This is a genomic window from Streptomyces adustus (assembly GCF_009377175.1).
GTDB lineage: Bacteria > Actinomycetota > Actinomycetes > Streptomycetales > Streptomycetaceae > Streptomyces > Streptomyces adustus.
Map to the genome: position 1 here is coordinate 1 of NZ_VJZD01000058.1, position 11,980 is coordinate 11,980.

The window sequence follows — 11,980 nt, forward strand, 5'->3', positions numbered from 1 at the left end:
GGTCCGGTAGGGGGACGCGCCGGTTCAGGGGGCGGGCCCGTTCGAGGGGCGCCCGGATCAGGGGGCGTGCCGGTCGCGGACGCCGAGGCCCTCGTCGTCCGAGTCCGTCCACAGGGTGATGTCGTAGGGGGTGTCGGAGATGGTGACCAGCTCCGGGCTGCGGGGGGCGGCCTGAGCTGCCGCCGTACGCAGCAGTTCGACGCTCTCGCGCAGATGGGCGGCGTCCGCGCGGACGCGGCGCATCTCCAGCCCGCCGGTGCCGAGCTGCCGTTCCAGGCGGCCCACCGACCGCGACAGATCGTCGAGGCTGCGCTGGACCGATATCAGGTCGTCGTGCACGGACATGACGTGACCTCACTTCCAGGGGCCGGGTGGCCTTGGGTGGTGACGTTCATGCGCCTGCGAGTGTTGCGCGTCACACCTGCCGGTGTGAAGGCATGTGCAGCGATTGGCGGATTGCACGCCTCCCGCGCACACCCGGGTGCGCTCCCTTTGCGCTCCGTAAGTGCCGGGGTTCGCGCGGTTGCGCCGCACGGGTGGGGTTCCGTGCCGCTGCCGCCGTGTCGCCCCGGACCGCTGAACCCTTTCCTCTTCAGTGGGTCCATAGATCTGATCAGCTCCAAAATACCGCCATATGTGATCAAACCCCACTTGTGTCCCGGGTGGGAGCGGCTCCCCGGAGGTGCCCAGAGATGTCCTACGACGGCCTCGGACCGCGCGCGGTCATGCGCTCGGTCGCCTTCCTCACCGCGGGCGTGCTCGCGGTGCCCCTGCTCGCCGCGTGCAGCTCGGAGGAGGAGCCGAGCAGGCCGCTGGCCGGGCAGGACGTAGCGGCGTCCGCGCGCTCCCTGGTCGCCGACGGCGGCACCCTGCACTGGGCCGTGGACACCGTGCCGGAGACGCTCAACGCCTTCCAGTCGGACGCGGACGCCACCACCACCCGGGTCGCCCAGGCCGTCCTGCCGTCGATGTTCCGGCTGGACGCCAACGGGCGCCCGCAGCGCAACCCGGACTTCCTGGAGTCCGCCCGGGTCGTCGAGACCGAGCCCAAGCAGGTCGTGCTGTACCGGCTGAACCAGCAGGCCGTGTGGAGCGACGGCCGGGAGATCGGCGCCGCCGACTTCGCCGCCCAGTGGCGCGCCCTGTCCGGCAAGGACAGCGCGTACTGGACCGCGCGCAACGCCGGCTACGACCGCATCGAGAAGATCGAGCGCGGCGACAACGACCTGGAGGTCCGGGTCACCTTCGCCCGGCCGTACGCCGACTGGCAGTCGCTGTTCGCGCCGCTGTACCCGAAGGACGTCATGGGCACCCCGGACGCCTTCAACGACGGGGCCCGGCGCAAGCTGAGCGTCACGGCGGGGCCGTTCGCCGTCCAGCAGGTCGACCACAAGAACGCCCGGGTCACCCTGGTCCGCAATCCGCGCTGGTGGGGCCGTCCGGCCAAGCTGTCCGAGATCGTGCTGGCCGCCGTGCCGCGCGACGAGCGCGCCGCCGCCCTGGCCACCGGCGTGCTCGACCTGGCCGACATCGCCCCGGCCGACGCCCAGCGCATCACGCTCGCCTCGCAGCAGGGCGCCGACAGCGCGATCCAGGGCCCGGCGGGCGGCCGGACCGCGGCCAAGGCGCTGCGCTCCTGGGCTCTGCTGCACGGCTCCGACAAGGAGGCCGCCGGCCGCGAGGACCAGGCCCGCAGGAAGCTCACCTCGGAGATCGCCCGGTGGCGGGCCCAGCAGGACGCGCTGCGCGAGATCGAGGTCCGCAAATCCCTGGAACCGGCCTACACCCAGCTCGCCCTCAACGGCGCCGGCGGTCCCCTCGCAGATGAGCGGGTGCGCCGGGCCGTCGCCCGCGCCATCGACCGGGAGGAGCTGGCGAAGCTCGTCCTCAAGCCGCTGGGCCTGCCCGTCGCGTCCGTCGGCAGCCACCTCGCGCTCTCGGGCCAGGACGCCTACGCCGACGGCAGCGGAGCGCTCGGCGGCCAGGACACCGCGGAGGCGCGGGCGCTGCTCGCGGACGCGGGCTGGGTGCCGGGCGGCCCGCTCAAGCCGCAGCCGGCCGAGAAGGCCGCCGGGGCCGAGGGGAAGAAGACCGACGAGAAGAAGACCGACGAGAAGAAGGCCGAAGGGGAGAAGACCGAAGGGAAGAGGGCCGAGGGCAAGAAGCCCGAGCCCGAGTCCACGGGCGGCAGCGAGGGCGCGTACATCGTCGGCGAGGACAACAAGCCGCACCACGTGACCGGGCGGGACACCGAACGCGACACGGGCGACGGGGGACCCCGGCCGCTGGCGCAGGACGGCAAGCAGTACACCGACAACCATCTGCGCCAGGGCGGCGCGCCGGGCGCGTACGCCCCCAAGGGCACCGCCGCCCCGGCGGGTGCCGCGGCGGGGGCGCTGGCCAAGGACGGCAAGCCGCTCACGCTCCGCTTCGTGCTCCCCTCCGGGGCCGGCTCGGAGCCGCTGTGGAACGTCGCCGATCACATCTCCCGCATGCTGGAGCGGGTCGGCATCCGCACCGAGGTGTCCAAGGTCGCCGACGAGAGCTACTTCAAGGACCACATCGCCTCCGGCGAGTACGACCTGGCCCTCTACTCCTGGCCGGCCAGCGCCTTCCCCGCCACCGACGCCCGCCCCATCTACGCCAAGCCGGTGCCGGCCGCCGACGGCTCCCTGACCGTCGAGCAGAACTACACGCGGGTCGGCACCGACCAGGTGGACCAGCTCTTCGACGAGGCGATCTCGACGCTGGACCAGGGCGAGGAACGCTCGCTGATCCGCAAGGCGGACGCGCGGATCTGGGCGGCCGCGGGATCCATCCCGCTGTACCAGCGCCCCCAGCTCACGGCGGTGCGCAAGGACCTCGTCAACGCGGGCGCCTTCGGCTTCCAGACCCCGGTCTACGAGGACATGGGCTTCCTGAAGAAGGGCGTGACCCGCCCGTCACCGAGCCCCTCCGGCAACTAGACGCTTCCGGCGGCCCGACCCGGTCCTCCGGCGACGAGACGGTCCCGGGGGCCGGCAGGGCCCGTCCGTGCCCGTGGAATGCGGGGCTGAGCTGGGCGGATATGCCCTGGCGCGCCCCAACCGCCACAGCCCCGTACCATGGGGTGAGGCCGTGGCATGTCAAGCCCGGCAGGGCCCGCGTAACACTGACGTACGCGCAGGCCGTCCTCACCACTCCGGGAGTACGCCACACCATGGCAACGCGCCACGACATCCGCAACGTCGCCATCGTCGCCCACGTCGACCACGGCAAGACGACCATCGTCGACGGAATGCTGAAGCAGGCCGGTGCCTTCGCCGCCCACCAGCTCGACTCGGTCGACGACCGCATGATGGACTCGAACGACCTGGAGCGTGAGAAGGGCATCACGATCCTCGCCAAGAACACGGCGGTGAAGTACCACCCCAAGGACGGTGGGGACCCGATCACCATCAACATCATCGACACCCCCGGCCACGCCGACTTCGGTGGCGAGGTCGAGCGCGGTCTGTCGATGGTCGACGGTGTCGTCCTCCTCGTCGACGCCTCCGAGGGCCCGCTGCCGCAGACCCGCTTCGTGCTGCGCAAGGCGCTCCAGCAGCGCCTGCCCGTCATCCTGTGCATCAACAAGACGGACCGCCCGGACTCCCGGATCGACGAGGTCGTCAACGAGACCTACGACCTCTTCCTCGACCTGGACGCGGACGAGGAGCAGATCGAGTTCCCGATCGTGTACGCCTGCGGCCGTGACGGCATCGCGTCGCTGACCAAGCCGGAGAACGGCACGGTCCCGGCCGACTCCACCAGCCTGGAGCCGTTCTTCTCCACCATCCTGGAGCACATCCCGGCCCCGACCTTCGACGAGGAGGCCCCGCTCCAGGCCCACGTCACCAACCTGGACGCCGACAACTTCCTCGGCCGTATCGCGCTGCTGCGCGTCGAGCAGGGCGAGCTGCGCAAGGGCCAGACCGTCACGTGGATCAAGCGTGACGGCACCATGTCCAACGTCCGCATCACCGAGCTGCTGATGACCGAGGCGCTCACCCGCAAGCCCGCCGAGGTGGCCGGCCCCGGTGACATCTGCGCCGTCGCCGGTATCTCGGACATCATGATCGGCGAGACCCTCGCCGACACCGAGAACCCGATCCCGCTGCCGCTGATCACGGTGGACGAGCCGGCGATCTCGATGACCATCGGTACCAACACCTCGCCGCTGGTCGGCCGGGGCGGCACCGGCAAGGGCGCGGACGCGAAGGCGGCCGTCAAGGACCGCAAGGTCACCGCCCGCCAGGTCAAGGACCGCCTCGACCGCGAGCTGATCGGTAACGTCTCGCTGCGCGTCCTGGACACCGAGCGTCCGGACGCCTGGGAGGTCCAGGGCCGTGGTGAGCTCGCGCTCGCCATCCTGGTCGAGCAGATGCGCCGCGAGGGCTTCGAGCTGACCATCGGCAAGCCCCAGGTCGTCACCAAGGACGTCGACGGCAAGACCTACGAGCCCGTCGAGCGCATGACGATCGACGTGCCCGAGGAGCACATGGGCGCCGTCACCCAGCTCATGGGCGTCCGCAAGGGCCGGATGGACAACATGTCCAACCACGGCTCCGGCTGGGTCCGCATGGAGTTCGTGGTGCCCTCCCGCGGTCTGATCGGCTTCCGTACCGAGTTCCTGACCCAGACCCGTGGCACGGGTATCGGACACTCCATCCACGAGGGCTTCGAGCCCTGGTTCGGCACGCTCCAGACCCGCAACAACGGCTCCCTGGTCGCCGACCGCGCCGGTGCGGTCACCGCGTTCGCGATGACGAACCTCCAGGAGCGCGGTGTGCTGTTCACCGACCCGGGCACCGAGGTGTACGAGGGCATGATCGTCGGCGAGAACTCGCGCTCCGACGACATGGACGTGAACATCACCAAGGAGAAGAAGCTCACGAACATGCGGTCGTCCTCGGCCGACTCGTTCGAGGCGATCGTCCCGCCGCGCAAGCTCTCCCTGGAGCAGTCCCTGGAGTTCTGCCGCGACGACGAGTGCGTCGAGGTGACCCCGGAGGCGGTCCGCATCCGCAAGGTCGTCCTCGACCAGCGCGACCGCGCCCGCACCGCGAGCCGCGCCAAGCACGGCTGACGCTCCCCGGAAAACGCCCCCGAGGCCCGGCCTCTCCGCACGTCGGAGGGGCCGGGCCTTCGGCGTGCCCGGGGGCTCCGGTCGCGCCTGCCGGGCCGGTCCGGCGCTCCTCGCGGCCGGCGGGCGCGAGGAGCGCCCGCGGAATATGTGAGGGAAATGTGGAGAGTGTGTGCAGGGAGTGATAGGAGCCGCAATGCGACGCCGTGCACACTGTGTTCGGTTATCGGAGATTCAGCTGTCAAGTTTCGGACATGTAAACAAAAATTAGGTCGCGTATGTCCGAAATGGCGGGTCGCTGTCTCACGTGTCAAGCGCGCACAGGTGTCGATCGTCGCAATTTTTGCTCAAAATATTGACGATAGGGAGATCCCTACGTCTTCTTCCCTTGACGCGCGTTGAGCTCCTTGGCGAAAGTTCCCCCAAACCACAGAACCTGCCGGTATCTGTGCTGCGCTCAGCTCTCCAACCCCAGGGGAAAGACACACATGACCAGTCCAGTCGCCTTGGACCCGGAGCTCGACGAGTCGAAGCCCGGGGCCGACAAGGGTGAGCAGAAGCTCGAGGGTCGCTCCCCCGGCCAGTTGATGTGGCAGCGCTTCAAGCGTGACCGTACCGGCGTCATCTGTGCGGTGGTAGTGATTTTCTACTTCGTCGTCGCTCTGCTGGCCCCGGTGCTCACCAAGTTGAGCGGGACCGACCCGTACACGCTGTACGGCCAGGACCCGACCTACAACGACACGCCCGTCCTGGACGAGTTCGGGCTTCCGCTGGGCTGGTTCGGCGGGCTCTCCGGGTCGCACTGGTTCGGAGTCGAGCCGCAGTACGGACGCGACGTGTTCGCCATGCTGGTGTACGGCATGCGGACCTCGCTGTTCATGGCCGTCGGCGTCACCGTCCTGCTGATGGTCACGGGTATCGTCATCGGCCTGATCGGCGGCTACTTCGGCGGACGGACCGACTACTGGATCGGCCGTGTGACGGACTTCTTCCTGTCCTTCCCGCAGCAGCTGTTCTTCATCGCGTTCATGCCTGTGGTCACCGCGTTCTTCGTCGACCCGCGTGAGGAGACCCCCACATACTTCCGCGCGCTGGCGATGCTGATCGTGCTGTGGCTGCTGGGCTGGATGGGTATGGCGCGTTTGGTGCGTTCGACCGTACTGTCTCTGCGTGAGCGCGAGTTCGTCGAGGCCGCCAAGGTCTCCGGCGCCTCGCCCGGCCGGATCGTCCGCAAGGAGATCCTGCCGAACGTGGTGACGCCCATCCTGGTGCAGTTCACGTACCAGCTGCCCAGCACCATTCTCACCATTGCCTTCCTCTCCTTCGCCGGAGTCGGCTTCGTCGAGCCGACCCCGGACTGGGGACGACTGTTCGCGGCGGGCTCGCAATACGCCCAGCAGGACCCGGCGTTCATCTTCTTCCCGGGTGTGGCACTGGTGATCTTCGTCCTGGCCTTCAACCTCCTCGGAGACTCGGTCCGGGACGCCTTCGACCCCAAGTCCGGGCGGTAGCTCGTCCATTGGTGGGGGGTTACTGCCGCCCCCGCGTCGGCCTACCAGCCGCGTCAGGCAGTACTCATGGATAACAACCGACAGGTAGGTGCTTACGCCAACATGAAGTCGTTCACTTCGCGCAGAGCGCGCGCCATCGTGGTCGCCATCGCGGCCGGTTCCCTCGCGCTGACCGGATGCTCGGAGAACAAGGGCAGCAAGTCCGGGACCGACTCCAAGAAGGACCAGAAGGAAGCTTCGGTCCAGTCGAAGCCGGTCACCTACGTCGACGCGGCCGGCTCCACCGGCCCCGCCGCCGAGGTCCCCGGCGCCAAGAGCGGCGGCACCGTCCAGGTCTACCAGGAGGCGGGTCTCTCCCACCTCGACCCGGGCCAGATCTACGTCTCCGACGCCGGTCAGGTCGCCAACCTCCTGTTCCGTCGCCTGACGCAGTTCCAGGAGGACGACAAGGGCAACGTCTCGGTCGCGGGCGACCTCGCCACCGACTCGGGCAAGTCCTCCGACGGCGGCAAGACCTGGACCTTCACCCTGAAGGACGGCGTCAAGGACGCCAACGGCAACGCGATCACGTCCGCGGACGTCCGCCACACCGTCGAGCGCCAGTTCGCGAAGTTCATCTTCGACGGCCCGCCCTACCTCCAGACCTGGCTCGCGGGCAACAAGTACGCCTCCGACTACCGCAAGCTGCTGCCCGGCGGCGGCTTCGACGGCAAGCACCTGCCGGCCTCGGTCCTGGACACCCCGGACGCCAAGACCGTCATCTTCCACTTCGACACCGCGCGCCCCGACCTGCCGCAGACGCTGGCCATGGCGGGCTACGCGGTCGTCCCGGCGAAGACGGACACCAAGGAGTCCTACGACAAGGCTCCGGTCGCCACCGGCCCGTACAAGATCGCCTCGTACAAGGCCGGCAAGTCCCTGGTGCTCACCAAGAACACCAACTGGGACCCGAAGACGGACTCCGTGCGTCACCAGTACCCGGACGGCTTCAACTTCACCTTCGGCATCACCGAGACGACCCAGACCAAGCGTCTGATCGCCGACCAGGGTGACGACAAGAACGCCATCCAGCTCACCGGCGGCGTCGAGTCCACCCAGATCCAGGACGTCATCGGCAACCCGGCGGTCAACAAGCGCACGGTCAAGGGCTACCAGCCCTACGTGATGCAGCTGTCCTTCAACCTGGACCGCGTCAAGGACATCAAGGTCCGCCAGGCCATCACCTACGCGGTCAACTCCAAGTCGCTCATCGCCGGTGAGGGCGGTGCCTACGGCGGCGACGTCGCGCCGAACTACTTCGCCCCGACCCTGCCGGGCTACGAGGCGTCGTACGACCCGTACGGCCGTCTGAAGGCGCCGCAGGGCAACATCGCGAAGGCCACGGAGATGGTGAAGGCTCTCCCGGCCGCGGAGAAGAAGCTCGTCTTCGCCTACTCCAACAGCGAGGCCGGCCAGAAGCGCAAGGTCGCCATCGAGGACGCCCTGACCAAGGTCGGCTTCGAGGTGGTCTCCAAGGAGGTCGACTCCGCGAGCTACTACGAGCAGATCGGCAAGCTCGCCAACCCGTACGACATGTACATCACCGGTTGGGGCCAGGACTGGCCGTCGCCCGGCACCGTGATCACGCCGGTCTACGACCCGGCCCAGGTCACCGACGGTTCGCCGAACTACGCGCACGTCAAGGACCCGAAGGTCAAGGAGCTCATCCAGACCGCTCTGACCCAGGACCCGGTCGAGGCCGCGAAGACCTGGAAGGAAGCCGAGCACTACCTGCTGGAGAAGGTCGTTCCGGCGGCCCCGCTCTGGTACACCAAGCAGTTCCAGCTCTCGGGCTCGAACATCGGTGGTGCCCGCTACGGCTCGGTGTCCAGCCTTCTCGACATCAACCGTATCTACGTGAAGTCGTAACCCTCTACGGCTGATCGCGGGGGCGCGCACCAGGCGGAGCGCGCCCCCGCACTTCCGCGAAACCCTCCACCGTCTCCGCAGAGAGCAGCCTCCCCGCCATGCTTCAGTTCATCTTCCGGCGCTCGGTCGGTGCCGTCGTCACGCTTTTCCTTCTCGGCGCCGTCACGTTCTTCCTGTTCGTCGCCGCACCTTCCGACTATGCCTCTCTGGCCTGTGGCAAGGACTGCTCTCCCCAGAGACTGCACGACATCCGTGAGGCGCTGGGCCTGGACCAGCCCCTCGCGCAGCAGTTCTGGAACTTCATGTCCGGCATCGTGATGGGCCGCGACTTCCCGACCGGACACTGCAACGCTCCGTGTCTCGGTGTGTCGTTCTACTCGGGCGACCCGGTGTGGTCCACGATCATGGACCGCTTCCCGACCACCCTGACGCTGACCCTCGGCGGTGCCGTCGTCTTCCTCGTCGTCGGTGTCGGCGCGGGCATGCTCGCCGCCTACAAGCGCGGATCCATGGTCGACAAGGTCGCCACGGGCGCGTCGATGGTGCTCAGCTCGTTCCAGATCTACTTCCTCGGCCCGATCGTGCTGATCATCTTCGTCTACAGCACCGGCTGGATGGACAACCCGCAGTACCACCCGATCACCGACGACCCGATCAAGTGGTTCACGGGCCTGCTGCTGCCCACCCTGGTGATGGCCACCATCTTCACCGCGCAGTACACGCGTATGGCGCGCTCGTCGATGATCGAGCAGATGGCCGAGGAGCACGTGCGCACCGCCCGGGCCAAGGGCATGTCCAGCAAGTACGTGTTCTTCCGCTACGCGTGGCGCGGCGCGCTCATCCCGATCGTCACCGTGCTCGGTATCGACATCAGCAGCATGCTGGGCGGCGCCGTCGTCACCGAGATCACCTTCTCCCTCCAGGGGATCGGCCGCCTCGCCGTGGACGGCGCGTCCCACAAGGACCTGCCGCTGACCATGGGCGTCATGCTGTTCGGTGCCTTCTTCATCCTGATCTTCAACATCCTCACCGACATCGCGTACGCCTACATCGACCCGCGCGTCCGGCTCTCCTAGGAAGAACGAACCACCGTGACCACACTGACCAAGACCGAGGACGCCCCGGCCCCCACCGGCCCGGAGAGCTTCCTGTCGGTGCGTGATCTGAAGGTGCAGTTCTCCACCGAGGACGGCATCGTCAAGGCGGTCGACGGACTCTCCTTCGACGTCGAGCGCGGCAAGACGCTGGGCATCGTCGGTGAATCCGGCTCCGGCAAGTCCGTCACCAACCTGACGATCCTGGGGCTGCACAGCCCCCGGAGCACCACCGTCGAGGGCGAGATCGTCCTCGACGGCAAGGAGCTCGTCACCGCCTCGGAGCGGGAGCTGGAGCGGCTCCGCGGCAACAAGATGGCGATGATCTTCCAGGACCCGCTGACCGCGCTTTCGCCGTTCTACACGGTGGGCCGGCAGCTGTCCGAGCCGTACATGAAGCACACCGGCGCCTCCAAGAAGGAGGCCCGGGACCGGGCCGTGCAGATGCTGGAGAAGGTCGGCATCCCGCAGCCCAAGATGCGCTTCGACGACTACCCGCACCAGTTCTCCGGCGGTATGCGCCAGCGCGCGATGATCGCCATGGCGCTGATGTGCGACCCCGACCTGCTGATCGCCGACGAGCCGACCACCGCGCTGGACGTCACCGTGCAGGCCCAGATCCTGGACCTGCTCAAGGACCTCCAGCAGGAGTTCGGCTCCGCGATCATCTTCATCACGCACGACCTCGGCGTCATCTCCACCATGGCCGACGACCTGCTCGTGATGTACGCGGGCCGGGCCATCGAGCGCGGCAGCGTGCGCGAGGTGATGCGGGAGCCGCGGCACCCCTACACCTGGGGCCTGCTCAGCTCCATGCCGAGGCTGGACAGCGACGTCGACGAGGCGCTCACGCCGATCCCCGGCTCGCCGCCCTCGCTGCTCAACCCGCCGACCGGCTGCCCCTTCCACCCGCGGTGCGCGTTCCGCGACGAGGTGCCCGGCACCCTCTGCACCGACACCCGGCCGTCGCTGGGCGACGGGCGCGCGGCCGCCTGCCACCTGACGGCCGAGCAGAAGCAGACCATCTTCATCGACAAGATCCAGCCCCGGCTGCGCTAGGGAGAACCGAGACATGAGCGACAACCTCACCCTCCCGGCACAGCAGGGCCCCGCCGACGTCACGCCCGCCGAGCCGTTGCTGGAGGTGCAGGGTCTGACCATGCACTTCCCGATCTACGGCGGCTTCCCGATCAAGCGGAAGGTCGGCGCCGTGCAGGCCGTCGACGGCGTCGACCTGACGGTCGGCGTCGGCGAGAGCGTCGGCCTGGTCGGCGAGTCGGGCTGCGGCAAGTCGACCACCGGGCGGCTCATCACCCGCCTGCTGGAGCCCTCCGCCGGAAAGATCACGTACGCCGGCCGGGACATCACCCACGCCTCGCGCCGGGAGATGGCGCCGGTGCGGTCCGAGATCCAGATGATCTTCCAGGACCCGTACTCCTCGCTGAACCCGCGGCAAACCGTCGGCACGATCATCAAGTCGCCGATGGAGGTCAACGGGATCGAGCCCGAGGGCGGCCGGGAGAAGCGGGTCCGCGAGCTCCTGGAGCTCGTCGGCCTCAACCCCGAGCACTACAACCGCTTCCCGCACGAGTTCTCCGGCGGCCAGCGCCAGCGCATCGGCGTGGCCCGCGCGCTCGCCCTGAACCCGAAGCTGATCGTGGCGGACGAGCCGGTCTCCGCGCTGGACGTGTCGATCCAGGCGCAGGTGGTCAACCTGCTCAAGAAGGTCCAGGAAGAGCTGGGCATCGCCTTCCTCTTCATCGCCCACGACCTCGCCGTCGTGCGGCACTTCTCGCAGCGTGTCGCGGTCATGTACCTCGGCAAGGTGGTCGAGGTCGGCGACCGGGACGCGATCTACAACCGGCCCCGGCACCCGTACACCCACGCCCTGCTCTCGGCGGTGCCCGAGGTCGAGATGGACGACGACGCGGAGCCCCGCGAGCGGATCCGGCTCTCCGGCGACGTCCCGTCCCCGATCCACCCGCCGTCCGGCTGCCGCTTCCGCACCCGCTGCTGGAAGGCGCAGGACAAGTGCGCCACCGAGGAGCCGCCGCTGCTCCAGATCTCCGGCAACCGCGCCGGCCACCTGACGGCCTGCCACTTCCCGGAGGAGCCGACCACGGAGGCCCGGGACGAGGACGTCATCCTCGACCCGGCGCTCCAGGCGCTGGAGGGGTCGGCCGACCAGGGCTGAACCGCGCAGGAAAAACGGACCGCCGACCGGGGCGGGGCTTTCACGCCCCGCCCCGGTCGCGTGTCTCCGGCGGCCGTCCGGCAGCGCCTGCCCTCCCCGGAACGGGTGAAGTGCATGTGCGTTGTGCGCCGTTTGAGGTGATATTGGCCGGTAAAGGATCAGCGCTGCG

The 11,980-nt window shown here is 68.6% G+C and carries 8 protein-coding genes; 7 read left to right on the forward strand and 1 reads right to left on the reverse strand.

Features of this window, described 5'->3' with window-relative positions; translation table 11 throughout:
- Positions 1–57: 57 nt before the first annotated feature.
- A complete protein-coding gene (locus FNH09_RS16825; RefSeq protein WP_152888652.1) occupies positions 58–345 on the reverse strand; it encodes a hypothetical protein in 288 nt (95 codons plus the stop codon).
- A gap of 347 nt (positions 346–692) precedes the next feature.
- Between FNH09_RS16825 and FNH09_RS16830 the strand changes: the two genes are divergently transcribed.
- The 7 genes from FNH09_RS16830 (at position 693) to FNH09_RS16860 (ending at position 11,811) form a co-directional block, all read left to right on the forward strand.
- Positions 693–2,966, forward strand: coding sequence for an ABC transporter family substrate-binding protein (locus tag FNH09_RS16830; protein WP_152888654.1), 2,274 nt, complete (start codon positions 693–695; stop codon positions 2,964–2,966).
- Positions 2,967–3,199: 233 nt separating this feature from the next.
- Positions 3,200–5,107: a translational GTPase TypA gene (gene typA, locus FNH09_RS16835; RefSeq protein ID WP_152888656.1), complete on the forward strand. Its 1,908-nt coding sequence runs from the start codon at positions 3,200–3,202 to the stop codon at positions 5,105–5,107.
- A 485-nt stretch (positions 5,108–5,592) separates the two neighbouring features.
- The gene (locus FNH09_RS16840) at positions 5,593–6,615 is read left to right on the forward strand and encodes an ABC transporter permease (protein ID WP_202919675.1); all 1,023 of its coding nucleotides are present in this window, start codon (positions 5,593–5,595) and stop codon (positions 6,613–6,615) included.
- Between the two features lie 102 nt (positions 6,616–6,717).
- On the forward strand, positions 6,718–8,523 hold the full coding sequence (locus tag FNH09_RS16845; RefSeq protein ID WP_152888658.1) for an ABC transporter substrate-binding protein: 1,806 nt from the start codon (positions 6,718–6,720) through the stop codon (positions 8,521–8,523).
- Between the two features lie 98 nt (positions 8,524–8,621).
- Positions 8,622–9,599 carry an ABC transporter permease gene (locus FNH09_RS16850; RefSeq protein WP_152888660.1) on the forward strand — a complete coding sequence of 326 codons (978 nt, stop codon included), beginning with the start codon at positions 8,622–8,624 and terminating at the stop codon, positions 9,597–9,599.
- Between the two features lie 15 nt (positions 9,600–9,614).
- Positions 9,615–10,676, forward strand: coding sequence for an oligopeptide/dipeptide ABC transporter ATP-binding protein (locus FNH09_RS16855; RefSeq protein WP_162468693.1), 1,062 nt, complete (start codon positions 9,615–9,617; stop codon positions 10,674–10,676).
- Positions 10,677–10,689: 13 nt separating this feature from the next.
- Positions 10,690–11,811: an ABC transporter ATP-binding protein gene (locus FNH09_RS16860; protein ID WP_152888662.1), complete on the forward strand. Its 1,122-nt coding sequence runs from the start codon at positions 10,690–10,692 to the stop codon at positions 11,809–11,811.
- The last annotated feature ends 169 nt before the right edge of the window (positions 11,812–11,980 follow it).

Bases quoted from the DNA above. Each gene is read 5' to 3' on its own strand.
- FNH09_RS16825 (WP_152888652.1), bottom strand. From the start codon at position 345: ATGTCCGTGCACGACGACCTGATATCGGTCCAGCGCAGCCTCGACGAT.
- FNH09_RS16830 (WP_152888654.1), top strand. From the start codon at position 693: ATGTCCTACGACGGCCTCGGACCGCGCGCGGTCATGCGCTCGGTCGCC.
- typA (WP_152888656.1), top strand. From the start codon at position 3,200: ATGGCAACGCGCCACGACATCCGCAACGTCGCCATCGTCGCCCACGTC.
- FNH09_RS16840 (WP_202919675.1), top strand. From the start codon at position 5,593: ATGACCAGTCCAGTCGCCTTGGACCCGGAGCTCGACGAGTCGAAGCCC.
- FNH09_RS16845 (WP_152888658.1), top strand. From the start codon at position 6,718: ATGAAGTCGTTCACTTCGCGCAGAGCGCGCGCCATCGTGGTCGCCATC.
- FNH09_RS16850 (WP_152888660.1), top strand. From the start codon at position 8,622: ATGCTTCAGTTCATCTTCCGGCGCTCGGTCGGTGCCGTCGTCACGCTT.
- FNH09_RS16860 (WP_152888662.1), top strand. From the start codon at position 10,690: ATGAGCGACAACCTCACCCTCCCGGCACAGCAGGGCCCCGCCGACGTC.